We start from the raw sequence: 19,064 nt of genomic DNA, 5'->3' as shown, positions 1-19,064 counted from the left end.
CCTCGCCTATGGTGGAACCGTTGTCATCCCGCGATTTAAGGGGCTCGCGGAGCGCCTTGCTTGATCTTGCGCAAGGCAGTCGCCGCCCGCCGCGACAAACTGAAGTTCGCGCTGCGATGCGGGAGATCACCGATGACGGCACCCGGCTACATCCGCTGGTTCAAGGACCTTCGTATCGAGGACGTGCCCGGCGTCGGCGGCAAGACGGCCTCGCTCGGAGAGCTGTATTCGGCGCTGGCGTCGCAAGGCGTGCGCGTACCCAACGGCTTCGCACTGACGGCCGCCGCCTATCGCGACGCCTTGCGCGCGACCGGCGCCGACGACGCGCTGCGCAAGCTGCTCGCCGGCCTCGACAAGCGCCGCATCGCCGATCTCGCCAAACGCGCGGCGAAGGCGCGCGCGATCGTGTTCGCGGCGACCGACCGTGACGATCTACGCCACGAGGTCGCAGAGGCTTACAAGCAGCTGGAGCAGGAGTATGGCCGCGGCGTCGCGGTTGCCGTGCGCAGCTCGGCCACCGCCGAGGACCTGCCGAATGCGAGCTTCGCAGGCCAGCACGAGAGCTTTCTCAACATTCGCGGCGCCAAGGACCTGTTCGAGGCGTGCCGCCGCTGCTTCGCCTCGCTCTATACGGACCGCGCGATCTCCTACCGCATCGACAACGGCTTCGACCACGACAAGGTCGCGCTGTCGGTGGCCGTGATGAAGATGGTACGCTCGGACCGCGCCGCGAGCGGCGTGATGTTCTCGTTGGACACCGAGAGCGGCTTTCGCGACGTCGCCTTCATCACCGGGGTCTACGGCCTCGGCGAGACCATCGTGCAGGGCACGGTCGATCCGGACGAGTTCTACGTCCACAAGCCGACCTTCGCGGCCGGCTTCCGCAGCGTGCTGTCGCGCCGGCTCGGCGCCAAGGACAAGCGGATGGTCTATGCCAAAGCCAGCGCAAAGGCCGGCGCGCGCAGCCGTGGCCCGACGACGCGCACCGAGGCGACGCCGCCGGCTGACAGGGCGAAATTCTGCATCAGCGATGCCGACGTGCTGGAGCTCGCGCAGGCCACCATCGTAGTCGAGGAGCACTACTCGCAGAAGGCCGGCAGGCCGACGCCGATGGACATCGAATGGGCCAAGGACGGTCGCGACGGTGCGCTCTACATCATCCAGGCGCGGCCGGAGACGGTGGCCTCGCAGCGGCGGCCCGAGGCGATCGAGACCTACGTTCTGAAGAAGACCGGCAGAACGCTGGCAACCGGCCGCGCCGTGGGCGAAAAGATCGCCACCGGCAAGATCCGCTTGATCCGCACTCCCAAGGATCTGAACGCGTTCCGCCCCGGCGAGGTGCTGGTCGCCGCGTCGACCAGTCCGGACTGGGAGCCGGTGATGAAGACCGCGGCGGCGATCGTCACCGATCATGGCGGCCGCACCTGCCATGCCGCGATCGTCGCTCGCGAGCTCGGCGTGCCGGCCGTGGTCGGCACGGAGGATTTCAGCAAGCGCGCGAAGACCGGAACGACGGTCACTGTCTGCTGCGCGGAGGGCGACGCCGGCCATGTCTACGACGGCGCACTGCCGTTCGATGTCGAGCGCCTGGCGATCGACAGATTGGAGAAGCCGCGCACCGAGATCATGGTCAATCTCGGCAATCCCGAACTGGCCTTCAAGACCGCGCTGCTGCCGAACGATGGCGTCGGCCTCGCCCGCATGGAGTTCATCATCAACCAGGCGATCGGCATCCACCCGATGGCGCTGGCGACGCCCGCAAAGGTGACCGCGGCAAAGGACCGCGCGACGATCAAGCGCCTGACCGCGCGCTACAAGAAGCCCGCCGACTTCTTCGTCGAGCGGCTGTCGGAAGGCGTCGGCACCATCGCCGCGGCATTCCACCCGCGGCCGGTGATCGTGCGCCTCTCGGACTTCAAGACCAACGAATATGCCAGCCTGATCGGCGGCTCCGATTTCGAGCCGAAGGAAGAGAACCCCATGCTCGGCTTCCGCGGCGCCTCGCGCTATGCGCATCCCGCCTACGCCGCCGGTTTCGCGCTGGAATGCGCGGCGATGAAGCGCGTGCGCGACACGATGGGGCTCTCCAATCTGAAGATCATGATCCCGTTCTGCCGCCGGGTCGAGGAGGCACGCAAGGTGATCGCGGCGATGGCCGGGCATGGCCTCGTCAGAGGCGAAAACGGGCTCGAAATCTACATGATGTGCGAGATCCCGAACAACGTGATCCTGATCGATGAGTTCGCCAAACATTTCGACGGCTTCTCGATCGGCTCCAACGATCTCACCCAGCTCACGCTCGGCGTCGACCGCGACTCCGACATCGTCGCGTTCGATTTCGACGAGCGCGATCCCGGCCTGCTGGCGATGCTGCGGATGGCGGTGGAGGGCGCGCACCGCAACCATCGCCATGTCGGCATCTGCGGCGAGGCGCCGGCAAACTATCCGGAAGTCGCGCGCTATCTGGCCGAACTCGGCATCGATTCGATCAGCGTCAATCCGGCGAGCATCGTGCGCACCATGGAGATCGTCCGTACCGCTGAGCGGGAGCTCGCCTCGCGCACGCCGCAGGCGCTGGCGAGCTGATCATGGCCGAAGCTCAAGAGCTGGCCTTGAAGAAGTCCAGCACGGTCGAAGCGCCGCCGGTGACGTCGCCGCCGCCATACAGGCTTGCCAGGAACGTGCCGCGATGGCTGGCGCCGGTGACCGCGATGCCTTGCGCAAAGCGGCCGTCGGCCGCCAGCGGCATCTTGACGAGGCTCGGCGGCAGCGCCTCGTCGAGAAGACCGTAATAGAACCGCATCGGGGCGTCATAGTCCCAATAGGTCGAGCTATTGCCGGCCAGACGACGGAGGAAGCGGCTGTTGGTCTCGTGGGTGAAGCGCTCGAAGAAGCCGTCGACCAGCAGGTCCGAGGGCTGCGGCACCGACTTGCTGAACGCCTCGTCCATGCTGTAGTCGGCCCAGTATTTCTCGGCCAGCGCGAGGTGCTGCGGCTTGATCGCAGTCTTGAACAGGTCGCCGAGCCGGTAATACTGGCGATAGCTGCCCAGGAGGACGATGACGCAGGGCGTTATCCAGATCGGCTGCTTCGGATAGGTGCTGTCGGTCGACGCGCTGCCCGGTTGGGCCGACACCCAATAGCGCATCGAATCCGCAAGATTGTTGAACGGACTCTGCGTGGCGCTCGCCGCCACCGCGACGCGCCGCCGCTGCAGTTCCTGGCGCAGCCATTGCGTGTTCAAGGCACCCTGCGACCAGCCGTTCAGGAACAGCCCGGACTTTCGCAGGCGGAGATGATCGAGTGCGAGCAGACCCGCGCTCAGCACGTCCAGGCAGCACTGCACGGTCGCGTCCTTCACCGCATAGGCCTCGCCTCGCCCCTGGCGATACGGTCCCTTGCCGAGATAGTCGGCCGCGATCAACGCAAAGCCGTTGCCGACAAGGCGCTGGACGTTGAACAGCGTCTCGATCGAATCGACATTGTCGCGCGGCTCGTAGTTCGGATCGGCCAGCTTGACGAGATTGGACGGGACCTGGTCGAACGACAGGATGGTGCCGTGCTGCCACGACACGACCGGCAGTGCGCCCTTGTGATCGGCGGGCAGCGCGAGCAGGCCGCTGACCTTGACGCGCTCACCGGTGCCGGGAATGCGCGTGTAGGTCGTCAGCCGACGCAGTTCGACGTCGACCCGCGCCCCGTGCTTGTCGGCCGAGAATGGCGGCAAGATATTGTGCTCATTGAAGACGGCGTGGAGCTTCGCTGCGAGCGCATCGAGCCGATCCTTGCTGACGCGCACCGGCTGGCCGAGGCTTGCGCCGTCACGTGGCTGCGCGACAGCCGGGCCGGCGGAGAACGACAATGCCGCAGCGCCGAAGCCAAGGCCGGCTGAGGCCAGCAGCCTTCGGCGGGATGGCCGGCCGGCCGAGGCTGCAGAGCCGAGCTCCGGCCCGGTCGGCTTGGACTTCGGCGGAGCCAACGCCTCTTCGGATCCCGTGACCAGGGTCTCCAGGCCGATCATTCGCCGCTTCATCACGTCCCTCCGAGCCGCCTACAGCCGAGGGTAGTTCACAAAGCCTAGCACTTGCTAAATGGTGCAGCATTTGGAGCCGGATGTTTCGACGGTCGCCTGCACCGTCGAGCCTCGAGTGGTCGCGTCGCGGCTCGCCTCCACACGTCAGATGCCGCCATGCGAATGATTTGCGATGGCGTTCTGGGCACACACCAGGAAGAGATCGCGAGGAAGAGATGATGGCCTACCGCGCGGCCTCGAAACCTCCGAGCACTGCGGTCAGGTTCTGCCCAAGAATGTCCGAGAGATAGCCGCCCTCCTGCACGAACACCGTGGGAAGGCCGAGCCGCGCGATCGCGCCGCCGATGCGACGGAAACCCGGCGTCGTCACGGAGAGCCCCTTGAGCGGATCGTGCTCGGAGGCATCGAGACCGAGCGCCACCACGAGCGCGCCGGGCGCGAACGCATGAATCGTCTTGGCCGCGGTCTCGAACGCCTTGAGATAGGTGTCGTCGCCGCTCTTCAGCGGCAGCGGAATGTTGAGGTTGGCGCCAAGCCCCGCGCCTGCGCCACGCTCATGCGCATAGCCCCAGACGAACGGGTAGTAATGCGTGGGGTCGGCGTGGATCGAGATGGTGAGCACGTCGGGCCGCTCGTAGAAGATGCCCTGCGTGCCGTTGCCGTGATGGACGTCGACGTCGAGGATGGCGACGCGCTCGTAGCGCTGACGCAGATGCGCGGCCGCGATGGCGGAGTTGTTCAAGAAGCAGAAGCCCGAGGCCATGTCTCGATAGGCATGGTGGCCCGGCGGCCGGCACAGCGCGTACACCGCATCCTCGCCATCGAGCAGCAGTTGCGCCGCGGTCGCAGCCACGTCGGTCGCGGCGCAGGCGCCTTCCCACGTCCCCGGCCCGATCGGCGCCGAGGTATCGGTCGTGTGCCAGCCCAGCCGCCCGACGATGTGCGTCGGATAGGTGGCGGCATTGCGAACGGGATGGATGTTCGGGATCATCTCCGCACCGGCATCGCCGAGCGCGGCCCAAGCGTCCCATGCCTCTTCCAGGAAACTGAGGTATTCCGGACTGTGCACGCGCGCGCGGGCGTCCTGGCCGAAATGAAGCGGCGCCACCAGCTCGTGATGGCCGGCCTTCAATCCCGCAAGCAGACGATCCGCCCGCTCGGGCTGCTCGGTGGTGCGCTTGACGACGCCGCGCACCAGATAGAATTGCGGATCATGGCTGCGATGCAGCTCGGTGTAGACGGCCTTCACGCGCAGTGGCTCCTGTTCGCTTGTGCCGACGATTGTGCACGCAGTCGCAGCCGATACAAGCACAGATGGTTCGCACGTCCGTTGGTCCGTGCCCGCAGCTTCCAACCGGCGGAACGGAACGCTGCGCCTCGCATCTTGCCGGCAGCGGGTTCGCCGGGATCCGGGCGATCTGGCGCGAAGCGCGGTGGACGTGAGGAGAGATCCGCATGCTGGCGATTGCCGCGACGGCCGTCGGAATGCGCGACGAAATCTGCAAAACCTCGACGTGCAAGCCTGATCGGCTCATGCGTCGCACGCCGCGGCTGCTCAGGAAAGAGCGCCTTTGTCCGGCATGGAGACCCCGGGATTGATCCAAAATTTGGATCGATCGATACAGGCTTCGGTTTGGACCCCGGCCCTCCCTCTCCTCTAGGACAGTCATCGAGGAACGTGACAAGAGAGGTGGAGCGCATGAGCGCAATCGTAACCACGGCCGAATTGCGCCGATCGCGCGTGCGGCTATTCATCGTGACCATGCTGTTCCTGGTCACGACCGTGAACTACGCCGACCGGGCGACCTTGTCGATCGCAGGACCTTCGCTGTCCAAGGAGCTGCATCTCGATCCCGTCGCGATGGGCTATGTGTTCTCCGCCTTCGGCTGGTCCTATGTGCTCGCGCAGGTGCCGGGCGGCTGGCTGCTCGACCGCTTCGGTTCGCGCTGGGTCTATGCCTGCAGCATCGTGATCTGGTCGATCTTCACCATGATGCAGGGCTGGATCGGCTTCTTCTCCGGCGCCGCCGCGGTCACCGCGCTGTTCGCGCTGCGCTTCCTGGTCGGTCTCGCCGAAGCGCCGAGCTTCCCGGCCAATGCCCGCATCGTCGCCGCCTGGTTTCCGAGCAACGAGCGCGGCACGGCGTCGGCGTTCTTCAACTCGGGCCAGTATTTCGCGACAGTGATCTTCGCACCGCTGATGGGCTGGATCGCGCATGAATTCGGCTGGCGCCACGTCTTCACCGTGATGGGCGCGCTCGGCATTCTCATGGGCCTAATGTGGATCAGGACCATGTACGGACCGAAGGAGCACGCGAGCGTCAACCAGGCCGAGCTCGACTACATCAAGGACGGCGGCGCGCTGGTCGACATGGAAGGCGCGAAAGACGCCAAGGCCAGCTCCGGTGGTCCGACCTGGTCGCATATCGGGCAGTTGCTGTCGAACCGCATGATGCTCGGCGTCTATATCGGCCAGTACTGCATCAACACGCTGACCTATTTCTTCCTGACCTGGTTCCCGGTCTATCTCGTCAAGGAGCGCGGCCTCTCGATCCTGCAGGCCGGCTTCGTCGCCACCCTGCCGGCGCTGTGCGGCTTCATCGGCGGCGTGCTCGGCGGTTTCATCTCCGACGCCATCCTGCGCAAGACGGGATCGCTGACGCTCGCCCGCAAGATCCCGATTGTCGGCGGCATGCTGCTGTCGATGGCGATCATCGGCTGCAACTATGTCGACGGCCAGGCGCTGGTGGTCGGCCTGATGGCGCTGGCGTTCTTCGGCAAGGGCATCGGCGCGCTCGGCTGGGCGGTCGTCTCCGACACCTCGCCGAAGGAAGCCGGCGGCGTCTCCGGCGGCCTGTTCAACACCTTCGGCAACCTCTCCAGCATCACGACGCCGATCGTGATCGGCTACATCCTGTCGGCCACCGGCTCCTTCAACGGCGCGCTGGTGTTCGTCGGCCTCAACGCCCTGGTCGCGGCGTGCGCCTACTTGCTGATCGTCGGCAAGATCCAGCGCGTCCAGCTCCGAACCTCCTGAGCACCACGCTTAGCGTCGCGTGGTCTCGACTCCAACGGCGGCCCCCCGGCCGCCGTTTTTTTGTCGGCGCCTCGCCGCCATTCCAGGGCGACGCGCGACAGCCATCAGAAGCAACCCGGACCCGTGGAAACGGACACGGTCTCACCATCTCAACCCGCCGATCAGCGGACAGACATGTCGAGCCCAGCAAAAAGGGAACGCGGGGAACATTGATAGCAGGGGTCCGCTACATCGCTAGACCCACTATTTCGGAATCCCTGTTTTCTATCGGCGGGTAGCCCAAATGCCGATGAACAAGTCCAAATCCCGGGGCCCGCGACACCAATTCTTGCCATCGGTGGAACGGATTCCCGGGCTCGTCGGAGCGTCACGCTTGGTTAAGGCAAATGCATGAGGCCGCCGCCTCAAGGCGTTCACATCGCCTTGGCGAGCGCGAACAACCGGAAATCCTCGAGCGCCGCGCGCCGATGCGGAGCGACTTCGCGCTGGTAGGTCTCGGTGTCGACGATCGAGCGGAAGGCGGCGAAATCGCCGTATTCATTGATCGCCGCTTCGTCCCAGCGTTCGCCTTGCGGGCCGACCAGGCTCGCCAGAACCGGCCCGGAAAACATCCGCACCAGCGGCTTACCGGCTGCGAGACGCCGGAAGGCCGGTCTATAGCGTTCGTTAAAGGCTTCGCGGCCCGAACAGGGCGCGGCGTCGAAGCCGTCCTCGTAACGCGCATACGCGCGGTAGCGCAACAGATTGAGCATGTAGACCGGCTGGCCGGGGCGAATCGCGCGCTCGGCGACGTCGAGGGCTTGCAGCGTGATTTCGATGGGGTGCATGGGACTTCTCGCGGTTTCTAGCGGCGCAGCATGCGCGCTGACGCTCCCCATTTGGCCCATCGGAACGGCCTCTTGTAGCGACCACGCCGCCATGACTATGTGGACTGGATGTCCACAACGGCCTTGCCTCCCGACCTCTCGCGCCTCCTCGCCTTCGTCCGCGTCGTCGAGGCGGGCTCCTTCGCCGAAGCCGCGCGGCGAGCGGGGACGACCACCTCGGCGATGTCCAAGGCGGTCGCCCGCCTCGAACAGGCTCGCGGAATACGGCTTTTGCACCGCACGACCCATTCGCTGGCGCTGACCGAAGAGGGCGAGCGGCTGATGGCGGCGGGACGCGCGCTGGCCGACAGTCTCGATCGCGTCCAATCCGCGCTCAGCGAAGCCGCGCGTAACGATGGCGGACGGGTGCGAGTGACCGCCCCCGCCTCGTTCGCGCGTGCCTGCATCCTGCCGCGACTGCCTGCGTTCCTGCGGGAGCGGCCCGAAATCGAGATCGAGATCAAATTCCGCAACGAGATTCTTGATCTCGCGGCGGAAGGCGTCGACATCGCCATCCGCTCAGGACCCCTCGATCGCGCGCCCGGTCATCTGGCGCGGCGGCTTTGCACGTTCTCCTGGATCGCTTGCGCCTCGCCCGCCTATCTGAACGCGCGCGGTGCGCCGGCGACTCCATACGAGCTTTCCGAACATGGCCACGTCGGCTTCCGCAATCCCGCGAGCGGGCAGATCCTGACCTGGCGCTTCACCGACCCACGCGGCAAAAAACTCGTTCGCGTCGCGCCCAAGCCCAAGCACATTTGCGACGACGCGCACGCTTCGGTCGCTTTGATCGCGAATGGGTTCGGCATTGGCTGGGGCCCGGCATGGCTCGTCCACGACGACTTGCGCACAGGTCGGCTCGTCGAAGTGCTTGAGCCGTGGCGCGCGCCGGCGGAGCCCCTATGGATGCTGCGCACCTCGGACCGCCGGCCGCCGCTGCGCACGCAGCGCGTCATGGCGTTCCTCGCTACGCTTCCCGCCGCGTTCAGCGACAAATCGGGATGAGGCGTCGGCCGTCAGTTGGGCTCAGCGGTCGGCGCGTAGGACGCCAGCCGGCTTGGGAGGGGAAATCGGGGACAGACCACGATTTCCCCGGCTTCCTGGGCTTCCGCCTTGGCGCGGTCAGCAATCTGCAGCACGCCGGCAAGAACGGCTGCGCGCCGTCTCTCAACGTCGTCCATCCGTGGTCAGTCAATTTGAGATGGGTCGACATGCACACTGAGCATATCCGAGTTCACCTCGACAGAAGGACACGGCAGTACCTACCCCGAGACGTAGGAGGCACCGGGGGCGCCGTGCAAGAAGCCGTTGGCGAATGGAACGTCCGGATAGATCTCGCGCAAGCGGTCCCTGGCGGCCCCAGCTTCCACGCGGCCCGCCAGGACCGCCTGAAATTGCTCGGACACCGCGACCATGTCGCAGGCCTGAGGTGACAGCCGCAGCGATCTCACGCCGCTCTGCGTCAGACGATCGAGATCGCCGAGCAGATTGGAGCAACCATGCGACAACGTCTGCACGCCATTCATGGTGAGGAACGCTTCATTGTCCAGCGTCGTCACGACGAGGCCGTCCGGATCCTGCTCGCACACGAAGCGGCAATTGTCCTTGGCGAGCTTGTGCAGGCGGGCGTGATAGCAGCGCGCGGAGATCGCGAGCGGCACACGGCCGAAGGCGAACACTTCGATCGCCACCTGCGGCACGGCGCCGGCGATCGCGGCAACCGAGGACAGCGGCAGCTCCGGCGGGAGGCAGATCCGGGAAGCGCCCTGGGCGGCATGAAACGCGGCGCTGGCCTCGTTGTAGATGTTGACGAATGGCCCGATGGCATGCGGCCGACCGGCGATCGATTTGAGGCAGGTGAGGTCGTTGACCTCCACCAGACCGTGGCCATACTCGGCGAGGCTTGCCGTCTGCCGGCGCTCGCGTCGCAACGACACCAGGACCAGCGAACCCAGCAGCACCTGCTTGCCGGCAGCCATAAGCCGCTCGATGACTTCAGGCAAATGGGGTTCGAAGAACGGCGCGCGCTTCGAGCAGACGACCTCGCCGACCACGACGCGGTCGAGCGGGGCCTCGTCGGCCATGCGAAAGTAAAAATCACGCCAGCGCTCGGGCTGCCAATTGTAGAGCACGGGCCCCAGAGTGAGCTGCATTCGGCCTGCGCCTTGTTCCGCCATTGTCATGTGGTCCTAGCGCCAGGTCTTGCGGTAGGCGCCCTGCGTGGTGGCCTGCCCTTCAGTGAACGCCGTGAGGTCGGACGCGTCGGCGGACCGGCCGGCATCGAGCGCTGCCAGCACGCTGCGGAAATGCCGCACGACCCCGTCGACATAGGCGCGGCCGCGCTGGCGACCCTCGATCTTGAGCGCGGTGACGCCGGCTTCGCGCAAGCCTGCGAGCAGGGTCGTGGCATCGAGGCTGACCGGATCCTCAAAGATGTAGCCAGAGCCCTGTGCGGTCGAGAAACGCCCCTTGCACAGCGTTGGATAGCCGGCAGGTTCGTTGCGTCCGAATCGGTTGATTGTGAAAGCACCAAGCCGCGAGGTCGTGCCCAGTATCGTCTCCTGATAGACGACATGACTGGCCGGCGAGCATACCCCCTGCATGTTCGGCGACTTGCCGGTGGCGTAGGAGGACAGCGAGCAGCGCCCCTCGGCCATAACGCATAGTCCGCCAAACACGAACACTTCGGTCTCGCATGCCGTCTCACGGGTGATCTCGGCGATCTCGGGTACGCTCAGCACGCGCGGCAGCACCACGCGGCGGGCGCCGAAATTCTCGACATAGAACGCGATCGCGTCGACATTCGCCGCCGCCGCCTGCACCGAGACATGCAGTCGCTGTTCGGGATGGCGCCGCGCGGCATAGTGCATCAGCCCGACATCGGCAAGGATCAGCGCGTCGGCCCCGGCCTCGACGGCATCGTCGACCGCGCGACGCCACAGTTCGACGGCGCCGGCGCGCGGGAAGGTGTTGATCGCAACCAGCACCTTGGCGCCGCGCCGATGCGCGAACGTTACTCCTTCGCGCATCTGCTCGCGGCTGAAATTCAGCCCGGGAAAGTTGCGGGCATTGGTCTCGTCGGCGAAGCCGCAATAGACGGCATCGGCACCGGCTTCGACCGCGCTCTTCAGCGCCGCCGGCGTCCCTGCCGGACAGATCAGCTCCATCGTCGCATCCCGCTTTCGTTCGTCGTTGATCTCAGCAGCGAGTCACGCGCGGCCGCCAGCAGGCGTTGCGCGGGCACGCCGAACGGCCCCGAAAGCGCCGCGATCTCGCCGACCAGATCCAGACCGGCATCATCGATCGCGTTGCGCAGCGCCAGCACCGCCTCGATATCGCCTTCGATCACGAGCTGACGCGAAAACATCAGCGCATCGCCATCGAGCCGGCCCTCGACCAGCGCCAGCAGGCTCACGATCGACGCAGAGATGGAGGCATCGAGGCCGGTGGGCAGCTCGCGCACCGCCGCGAGTTGCGGCTGCTGTGGACCCGCCTGAATCACGAATGCGAACGGCAGATCGGTCGGCTTGATGCCAAAGCGCTTTCCGCGATGCGACCCGAGCCGGTCGAGCAGATGCGGATGCCGGCGCAAGAGCCCACGCAGGAAAGCGCCGAGCGCGATCTGCAGGGGCAGCAACGGCAACGGACGCAGCACCTGCCTGAGCAGTGGCGGCAACAGGGGCAGTGAGGTCGAAGACGCGTCCTGAAGAGAGCTCATGGCACAAGCTCTGGCCGGATCGGCGGCGGAAGTATTTGACCCGGAACAAAGATCACACTGATTGTTCCAGCTACGAGGCGTTTTTTGAACGGAGCCTATCGTTGCGACGTGATGTCCCTCGCTTCCGCGAGCTGTCGGATTTCCTGCGCTTTCTCGACGAGCGGGGACAGCTGCGACGCATTCGCGACAACGTCTCGGTCGTCCACGAGATCACCGAGATCCATCGCCGCGTCATCTCCGCCGAAGGGCCCGTGCTGCTGTTCGAACGGCCGATCAAGGCATGCGGATCGCTCTCGGCAATGCCGCTCGTCACCAATCTTTTCGGCACCGTGGAGCGGGTGGCCTGGGGCATGGGCGTGCAGCCGGAACGATTGGCGGAGCTCGGCGAGATGATGGCGGAGTTGCGCGCCCCGCAGCCGCCGCGCGACATCAGGGAAGCGCTGCAGAAGCTGCCGCTGGCACGCGCAGCACTGTCGACCCGGCCGAGGCTGCGATCAGCCGCGCCGGTGCATGAACGTGTCACGATGGGCGATGACATCGACCTGACCACCTTGCCGGCCCAGATCTGCTGGCCGGGCGAGCCGGCGCCGCTGTTGACGTGGCCGCTCGTCATCACCGTGCCGCCGGACGCGTCCGCCGGCGAGCAGGAAAATGTCGGCGTCTACCGCATGCAGGTGCTCGGCCGCGATCGCGCCATCATGCGCTGGCTCGCCCATCGCGGCGGCGCCCGCCACCACCAGCAGTGGCAGGCGCAGGGGCGCGACATGCCGATTGCGATCGTGATCGGGGCCGATCCCGCCACCATCCTCAGCGCCGTGTTGCCATTGCCCGAAACTATCTCCGAGCTGCGCTTCGCTGGCATCCTGCGCGGCGACCGTCCCGAGCTGGTCGAATGCCTGACCGTGCCCCTGACGGTGCCGGCGGCCGCCGAGATCGTGATCGAGGGCATCGTGTCGGCCACGGAGACCGCGCCGGAGGGGCCCTACGGCGATCACACCGGCTACTACAACGCCGTCGAGAGCTTTCCGGTGCTTCAGGTCACCGCGATCGCCACGCGTCGAAGTCCGCTCTATCTGTCGACGTTCACGGGACGCGCGCCGGACGAGCCGTCTCGAATTGGCGAGGCGCTGAACACGCTGTTCGTCCCCTTGATCCGACGACAATTCCCGGAGGTCGTCGACTGCTATCTGCCGCCGGAGGCCTGTTCCTACAGGATCGCCGTGGTGGCGATCAAAAAGCGCTATCCGGGCCAGGCAAGGCGCATCATGCTCGGCCTGTGGTCGATGCTGCCGCAGTTCAGCTACACCAAGCTCCTCATCGTGGTCGACCAAGACATCGACGTCCGCGACTGGCGCGCGGTGATGTGGGCCGTCGCGACGCGCAGCGACTCCTCGCGCGACCTCGTGCCGCTTGCCGACACGCCGATCGACTATCTCGACTTCGCCTCGCCAAAATCCGGCCTCGGCGGGAAGCTCGGCATCGACGCCACAACCAAGCTCGGGGTCGAGACCGAACGCCCCTGGGGCGAGGTGCTGGCGATGGACCCTGCTGTAGCCGCGCGCATCGACGCGATGTGGCCGAGCCTCGGCCTCGGCGACGCCATGGCCGACCGAACGGCCTCGACATGAACGGGCGGCATCACGTCATCGTCGGCATCAGCGGCGCCTCGGGCGCCGCGATCGGTGCGCGCATCGTCGAACGGCTCGCGGAGCAGCCGCAATGCGCGGTCCATCTCGTGGTGTCCGGCGCTGCCGTGCGCACCTTGCACGAGGAGGTCGGCCAGGGCGGCCTCGCGCGGCTGCGTGATCTGGCGGCGCATGCTCATGATGTCGCCGACATCGGTGCGAGCATCGCCAGCGGCTCGTTTTCTGCAGCCGGCATGATCGTGGCGCCCTGCTCGATCCGCACCCTCTCGGCGATCGCCTGGGGCCAGCTCGACAACCTGCTGGTCCGCGCCGCCGACGTTCAACTCAAGGAGCGCCGCCGGCTGATACTGTTGGTGCGGGAGAGCCCGCTGCATCTCGGTCATCTCCGAGCGATGACGCAGGCCACCGAGATCGGCGCGATCATCGCGCCGCCAATGCCGGCGTTCTACCTGAAGCCCCAGTCGCTCGATGACGTCATCGAGCAGATCGCCTGTCGCGCGATCAACCTGCTCGGCGTCCCCGGGCTCCGCGCCAACGCGCGGGAGTGGCTTTCGGACCGGACGACCGAAGCAGGCAACCTTGTTGAGATAGGGAAGCAAGACAGGCAATAGGATTTGAAGACAGAACACGACAGACGCACTCGGGCGATGGGCCGAAGGCGTCCACGACGGTTGACGTGTTCTTCGACGAGCGGGAGTAACGACGCCGCCTCTCCGGCCGAGCCGCTGCCAGCTTTTCGCTTTCGTTCAGTCAATTGACGTTGTCGAAACCCAGCGCAGCACGAACGGCCGGATCAATTCTGGATGGGGTCCACGGCGGATCGAATGTCATGGTCACGTCCACGGCTTCGACGCCCGCAATCTCCGCGATGCTGCTTGCGACCCCTTCCTTGAGAAAAACTGTTGCGGGGCACCCGGGCGTTGTGGCCGTCATCGTGACATGCACGACGCCATCCGTCGCCGTGATCTCATAGATGAAGCCGAGATCGACCACGTTTTCCCCCAGTTCCGGATCGATGACCACGCGCATTGCGTCGCGGATGCGGTCGATGACATCGCGGCTCATAGCGGAGCCCTCACCGACAGTTCGTAGGTCGATCCATCCGCCGTAAACCCGCCGAGCCAGCGAAAGCCGCGCTTCTCAAGTTCAGGGAACAGGAAGACCGGCTCACGTCCCAGAAGTGCCGACAAGGTCTCTCCAGGGCCCAGCTCCTCCGCGGCCGCGAGGATGCGCACCATCGGCTCGGGTGGGTCGAGCTCTCGGTTGTCGAGCGTGACTACGGGATCTGGCCATTGCTCGAAGGCGAGGCCGGCACCAGCGTCTTCCTGACCGGCGTCCTCGGCAGCCAGCGGCGAAAACAGCACTTCCCAATCGCCATCGTCGAGCGGTCGATCGGTGTGGGCGAAGCCCTTTCTTGCCATGACGGAGAGCAGCGGAACCGGCCTGAAGCTCGCGATCAGCCGCACACCCTGGCCTGGCGCCAGCCGGTCGACCGCGTCCATGATGATGGAGAACGGTTCGCCTCCGGCCCTGAGAATCGGTCGGACGTCGACGTCAATGTACGCGGTCATGGCTCTCCTCCTAGTTTCTGGCGAACAACAGGCTTGGCGCGATGGCTCCGGCCGGAAGCCTACGGGAGCCCGCAACATCGGAAAGACGTCGGACTCGCACAAGCTCGTGTATGATTCCAATACTGCCCACGGCCATGACCGCCGCGGCGCCGCGAAACGCCTGGCCCTCGCCCATCATCAACATGATGGTCGCCGCCCAGACGCCTAGAAAATAGATGATGAACCACTTCTCGGACCGACGTTCCACCGCCAGGTCCTGAACCCGTGGCGTCTGGGCGCGCCCCATCACGGGACCGTAGGTTTCGAGCCAGGTCAGAAAGGCGACAATCTTGTAGAGCTTTGCGAATATGAGACCAGACAGCCAGCCGAACACGGCCAAGAACGCGAACGCGCCGACATGAACGCCGACCTTTCCGCTGACGATGATGACGGTGCCGAGCGTCACCGTCGCCGCCAGGTTGGCGAAAGACACGGTTGCCATCCGCATGTTCAACTCGAGCTGGCGCCGTTTGCGCGAGCGATAGATCGTCGCGATGTCCCGTCCATAGAGCGCAAGCGAGATCACCCCAAGAACGGCGGCGACGATGAGCACGGCTCCGAGCCCGGCCTCGAGGCCGATCGCGAACAATCCGCCCACGACAGCGACCGATAGCGCGAGCGCACCAAATTTCAGCGCGGATGTGCTCTGTCGCTCGCCGAGGTCCGCCGAGAGCATGAACATGGCCAGCAGGCGATAGCTCACCCCCATGGCGGTCAGGGTCAGCCAGCCTCCCAGCCCGGCAATCGCATGGATCGGAATCGCCGCGGCCAGGAGCGCGTCGCCGTAGGCGCCCGCCGATCCGGCGAGAGCAAACGCGAACGCGACGCCGAGCGCGACAGTTGCGCATAACGCGCCAAGTCCGGCGATGACAAAGAGAGCAGATCCCTTCGGCTGGCTGAAGAGGGTCAGGCCCAGATCGAGCGCGACCATCGCCAGACCCGCGCCGAGCACCACGCTGCCGGCCGGCAGAAGCCAAACGGCTGGAGCAATTCGTCCGGCCAGCGAGAGGAAGCCCAATATCAAGCAGACCAGACCGACGTTGATGAGGAACAAGGCCGGCAAGGCCCATTTGTCGAAGGGGAGCGGCCTTGCGACGAGAACGGGAACGAACTGGAACAAGGCGCCGCATACCGAGAGACTGAGCCAACCGATACAGACCGCATGCACAACGACAAGCGTATCGGGAGCGCCGAGCTCTGCGGCGGGGTAACCGAGTCCGCCGACCAGCATTGCCAAGGCAACGAGCAGCCACCCCAGCGCTGCCGCGAAATAGCTCATCGTCCAGCGCGAGATCTTCGCCCCAATCATGAGCGGCTCCAGTTGTTGATCGCGGACGCAGCACTCGCCACGACGATGCGCCATTCGGCAGTTGCCGTGGCGCCCGGAGGAACGCAGCCAAGGGGGCGCGAACAATGAGCTTGCGCCATACAATCCCCGGCGATCGGAAAGATGCTAAACTGGCGCGACCGGCCATTCTTTGTCGGAGCGCAACATTCCGTGTCATCAGCGTCGTGATGACCACTCCAGATCGACCGGCGGGTTTCGTGTCTCGTCGAGGAACATCCATGTCAGCCGGCAGACATCTTCGACGGTCTGGCTTGGCAGTTCTGTGTCCCCGACCCCTCGATTGCTCGCAATCGCAATCAGCGCAGCTGGCTGGCTGAGTCTATGGTTCGATCCTGCCGAACACTTTCCAGCCACCGCTCCACGTCTCCGCGGGCTTCGAGCTCAACCCCCATATCTCCGGCGAAACCTCTCCAGGCATCGATATTGCTGCGCGGCACGCCGACAATCGTCGGTATCGCAAGGTCCAACGCGCGGGCGATCAGATCAAGCGTTCCGCCTCCCCCGCACTCTGCCTTACCAAATTTGTTCAACACCAGGATGTTTGGACGCGCATCCAAGCTGGCGAGGACCCGAACTGTCACCTCTGCAAGCGCCGATTCATCCAGCCGGCAACCTCTCGCTCCCGATCCACGATCCTCGAAGATCGGGGTTTGATTTGCCGTGTCGATCTCCTCGAGCAGGACGTCGCACCTGCGATTTTCGTCGAGGAACAGCCTTCGCTGCAGTGCGCCGGCGACCTTCAATCGCGCTCGACGCGAGTGATCCACGAGGTGATCGAACGTCTCGTAGGGATATTTCCCGTCGTCGTATACGAGCGCCACGAGCGGCGCGGCCGCAACGCCGACTTTCTCTACCATCACATCGTGCATGCGAATCCCAACATCAATTTGACGCTTCGACATTTTTGACCCGCCCCTCCAGCACGGATAGCCTGCGGTGGATCCGTTCTAGGAGAGCTCGATTTCATCCCTCTGCAGCGACCACTTGATCATGGACGTCAGACAGACGATCGCGGGGTCGGCGGCGCGGTCGATAGCGCTCATCAACCCGAGCCAATCCTCATTCTCTGCGAGATTTGCAAAGCGCCGGACAGCAGCCGACGCATACTCACCGACATCCTCGCCGAGGCGATCCGCGACAGAGCTGATGCGCACCAGGAGCGTGAGGTCGCCGCACCCCTGCAACACCGCACTCGACTTCGCGTCGTCACTGAGATCGTGAATGAGATCCCCGAGCAGCATGATCGCCCCCCTACTGCGGCAGTACCGATTGCGGCGCCGGCAACGTCACGCCAACGATCTCCGCGCGGTCTGCCAGATTGGCTACATATTGCGCGAGCGCCTGATGCCGCACACGCTCGGTGAGATATTGCGAAATGCGCGCCCTTGCCATGTCGAACGGCAGGACTTGTCCGAGGGCCCGTCGGTCGAGGCGCACGACATGGATACCAAAGCGTGTCTCAATCAGACCGACCTCTCCAACCGACATCCGGGCCAGCGCGGCGTCGAACTCTGCGGTCGTCTGCCCACGCGACAGCTGCCCGAGCCTGCCACCATTCTCCGCCGAGACCCTGCAATCGGAGCGATCGCGCGCGATGGTCTCGAACAGTTCCGGGCTTCTCTGCACGGCCTCCACGATCGTCCGCCCCTCGTCTCGCGCAGCCGACCGAGCCAGCGAATCGCTGCTCGGCGCGATCAGCAGGATGTGAGACGCTTCGTAGAGTTCTCCGACCAGGAACCGCTGCCTGTTCTGATCGTAGAAGCGACGGCACGTCGATTCGTCCGGCTCGTGTATCAGAACCTCACGCGCGATCAGCGCCCGCATCGCCGCCTCTTCCTCGGTTTCGCTTCGACCTTCGGCATCGCGCAGAGGAGCGGCCGTTATGCCGAGCCGCATGACCTCCTGTCTCAGCAATTCGCGCACCGCAAGCGCGCGCGCCGCCGCTTGCCAGGCGAGGATCGGCTTGTCCGACGGATGGTTCTGAACTTCCCGGGCAATGACGTCGCGTTCGATCACGACCCCGTTCACACTGACCGGCTTCGGCTTTGGAAGCGCCGCGCCCAATGAACAGTCCATCGGCTACTCCGCGGGCTGAATTGGTTGCACAAGATGACGGCGCCCGTCGCGGCTGCGCACCACCTGATAGCCGCGGCGGCCGAGATACCACACCGGCGCACTCCAGATGTGGACAAGGCGGGTGAAGGGGAAGAGCAGGAAGATAGTCATTCCCAGGACCAGATGCGCCTTGAAGATCGGATGGACGTCGACAATGTTGGCGGCGATTCCGGGCTGCAACGTGAGAATGCCCTGCGCCCAGGCCATGAACTTGACCATTTCATGACCATCGAGATGACCGAGCGACACGGGGATGGTCGCCAAGCCAAGCAGCAGCTGGACGAACAGCACCAGAAGGATACCCGTGTCAGCAAAAGACGACGTCGCGCGAATCCTGGGATCGAAAAGCCTGCGATGCGCGAGGAGTGAAATGCCGACCAGGCACATCAGTCCGGCGCCGCCACCGGCGACGATCGCGAGCATCTGCTTGAAGCCGTGGGACACGCCGAGCATGTCAAACACCCAGATCGGCGTCAGCAGCCCGACGAAATGACCCGCAAAAATGAAGAGGATCCCAACATGGAAAAGGTTCGAGCCCCAGATCAATTGGCGCCGCCGAAGCAGCTGACTCGAGCCTGAGCGCCACGTGTATTGCTCACGGTCAAATCGAATCAGACTGCCGACCAGAAAGACTGTCAGGCAGAGATAGGGATACCAGCCGAAGACGATGGCATTGAGTGTTTGCATGGCC

The 19,064-nt window shown here is 65.2% G+C and carries 18 protein-coding genes; 5 read left to right on the top strand and 13 right to left on the bottom strand.

Features of this window, described 5'->3' with window-relative positions; translation table 11 throughout:
* The first annotated feature begins 132 nt into the window (after positions 1–132).
* Positions 133–2,586, top strand: coding sequence for a phosphoenolpyruvate synthase (ppsA, locus tag ACQR0W_RS04825; protein WP_316169250.1), 2,454 nt, complete (start codon positions 133–135; stop codon positions 2,584–2,586).
* Positions 2,587–2,599: 13 nt separating this feature from the next.
* Here the strand turns inward: ppsA and ACQR0W_RS04820 are convergent, their stop codons facing one another.
* Together ACQR0W_RS04820 and ACQR0W_RS04815 are read right to left on the bottom strand one after the other, a co-directional pair.
* Complete coding sequence (locus tag ACQR0W_RS04820; RefSeq protein WP_316169251.1) at positions 2,600–4,033, bottom strand: lysophospholipase; 1,434 nt, start codon at positions 4,031–4,033, stop codon at positions 2,600–2,602.
* Positions 4,034–4,256: 223 nt separating this feature from the next.
* Positions 4,257–5,282, bottom strand: a complete 1,026-nt coding sequence (locus ACQR0W_RS04815) for a histone deacetylase family protein (RefSeq protein ID WP_316169252.1) — start codon at positions 5,280–5,282, stop codon at positions 4,257–4,259.
* Between the two features lie 450 nt (positions 5,283–5,732).
* On the opposite strand from ACQR0W_RS04815, the gene ACQR0W_RS04810 reads away from it, so the two are divergent.
* Positions 5,733–7,070, top strand: coding sequence for an MFS transporter (locus tag ACQR0W_RS04810; protein ID WP_315714254.1), 1,338 nt, complete (start codon positions 5,733–5,735; stop codon positions 7,068–7,070).
* Positions 7,071–7,483: 413 nt separating this feature from the next.
* Here the strand turns inward: ACQR0W_RS04810 and ACQR0W_RS04805 are convergent, their stop codons facing one another.
* Positions 7,484–7,897, bottom strand: a complete 414-nt coding sequence (locus ACQR0W_RS04805; protein ID WP_316169253.1) for a hypothetical protein — start codon at positions 7,895–7,897, stop codon at positions 7,484–7,486.
* 108 nt (positions 7,898–8,005) lie between these two features.
* Here ACQR0W_RS04805 and ACQR0W_RS04800 point away from each other — a divergent pair, with 108 nt between their 5' ends.
* Entirely contained in the window at positions 8,006–8,941 is a 936-nt protein-coding gene (locus tag ACQR0W_RS04800) for a LysR family transcriptional regulator (protein WP_316169254.1), read from the top strand.
* 257 nt (positions 8,942–9,198) lie between these two features.
* Here ACQR0W_RS04800 and ubiV read toward each other — a convergent pair whose 3' ends face one another.
* The 3 genes from ubiV to ubiT are packed head-to-tail and all read right to left on the bottom strand — an operon-like array spanning position 9,199 to position 11,654.
* Entirely contained in the window at positions 9,199–10,089 is an 891-nt protein-coding gene (gene ubiV / locus ACQR0W_RS04795) for a ubiquinone anaerobic biosynthesis protein UbiV (protein ID WP_434840584.1), read from the bottom strand.
* 36 nt (positions 10,090–10,125) lie between these two features.
* Positions 10,126–11,103, bottom strand: coding sequence for a ubiquinone anaerobic biosynthesis protein UbiU (gene ubiU / locus ACQR0W_RS04790; protein WP_315750151.1), 978 nt, complete (start codon positions 11,101–11,103; stop codon positions 10,126–10,128).
* Entirely contained in the window at positions 11,094–11,654 is a 561-nt protein-coding gene (gene ubiT, locus ACQR0W_RS04785; protein WP_315750150.1) for a ubiquinone anaerobic biosynthesis accessory factor UbiT, read from the bottom strand. The genes ubiU and ubiT overlap by 10 nt, the downstream gene beginning before the upstream one ends.
* 101 nt (positions 11,655–11,755) lie before the next feature.
* Here ubiT and ACQR0W_RS04780 point away from each other — a divergent pair, with 101 nt between their 5' ends.
* On the top strand, positions 11,756–13,282 hold the full coding sequence (locus ACQR0W_RS04780; protein WP_316169256.1) for a UbiD family decarboxylase: 1,527 nt from the start codon (positions 11,756–11,758) through the stop codon (positions 13,280–13,282).
* Positions 13,279–13,911, top strand: coding sequence for a UbiX family flavin prenyltransferase (locus ACQR0W_RS04775; protein ID WP_316166549.1), 633 nt, complete (start codon positions 13,279–13,281; stop codon positions 13,909–13,911). Before ACQR0W_RS04780 ends, ACQR0W_RS04775 begins: the two co-directional genes overlap by 4 nt.
* Before the next feature lie 139 nt (positions 13,912–14,050).
* Here ACQR0W_RS04775 and ACQR0W_RS04770 read toward each other — a convergent pair whose 3' ends face one another.
* The 7 genes from ACQR0W_RS04770 to narI all read right to left on the bottom strand — a co-directional run bounded on the left by ACQR0W_RS04770 (position 14,051) and on the right by narI (position 19,060).
* Entirely contained in the window at positions 14,051–14,365 is a 315-nt protein-coding gene (locus ACQR0W_RS04770; protein WP_315714244.1) for a metal-sulfur cluster assembly factor, read from the bottom strand.
* Complete coding sequence (locus tag ACQR0W_RS04765; RefSeq protein ID WP_315827704.1) at positions 14,362–14,871, bottom strand: DUF2249 domain-containing protein; 510 nt, start codon at positions 14,869–14,871, stop codon at positions 14,362–14,364. The genes ACQR0W_RS04770 and ACQR0W_RS04765 overlap by 4 nt, the downstream gene beginning before the upstream one ends.
* 10 nt (positions 14,872–14,881) lie before the next feature.
* Positions 14,882–16,219: a hypothetical protein gene (locus ACQR0W_RS04760; protein WP_316166548.1), complete on the bottom strand. Its 1,338-nt coding sequence runs from the start codon at positions 16,217–16,219 to the stop codon at positions 14,882–14,884.
* Positions 16,220–16,554: 335 nt separating this feature from the next.
* Positions 16,555–17,160 carry a DUF2478 domain-containing protein gene (locus ACQR0W_RS04755; RefSeq protein WP_315750144.1) on the bottom strand — a complete coding sequence of 202 codons (606 nt, stop codon included), beginning with the start codon at positions 17,158–17,160 and terminating at the stop codon, positions 16,555–16,557.
* A gap of 45 nt (positions 17,161–17,205) precedes the next feature.
* Complete coding sequence (locus tag ACQR0W_RS04750; RefSeq protein ID WP_315750143.1) at positions 17,206–17,499, bottom strand: hypothetical protein; 294 nt, start codon at positions 17,497–17,499, stop codon at positions 17,206–17,208.
* 10 nt (positions 17,500–17,509) lie between these two features.
* The gene (locus ACQR0W_RS04745) at positions 17,510–18,334 is read right to left on the bottom strand and encodes a peptidylprolyl isomerase (RefSeq protein WP_315827701.1); all 825 of its coding nucleotides are present in this window, start codon (positions 18,332–18,334) and stop codon (positions 17,510–17,512) included.
* A gap of 3 nt (positions 18,335–18,337) precedes the next feature.
* Positions 18,338–19,060 carry a respiratory nitrate reductase subunit gamma gene (narI, locus tag ACQR0W_RS04740; protein ID WP_315714236.1) on the bottom strand — a complete coding sequence of 241 codons (723 nt, stop codon included), beginning with the start codon at positions 19,058–19,060 and terminating at the stop codon, positions 18,338–18,340.
* Between the last annotated feature and the right edge of the window lie 4 nt (positions 19,061–19,064).

It is taken from the genome of Bradyrhizobium sp. HKCCYLRH1034, from assembly GCF_051168375.1.
GTDB lineage: Bacteria > Pseudomonadota > Alphaproteobacteria > Rhizobiales > Xanthobacteraceae > Bradyrhizobium.
The sequence above is the reverse complement of the archived record's forward strand: the minus strand, read 5'-3'. Positions and strand labels throughout refer to the sequence as shown.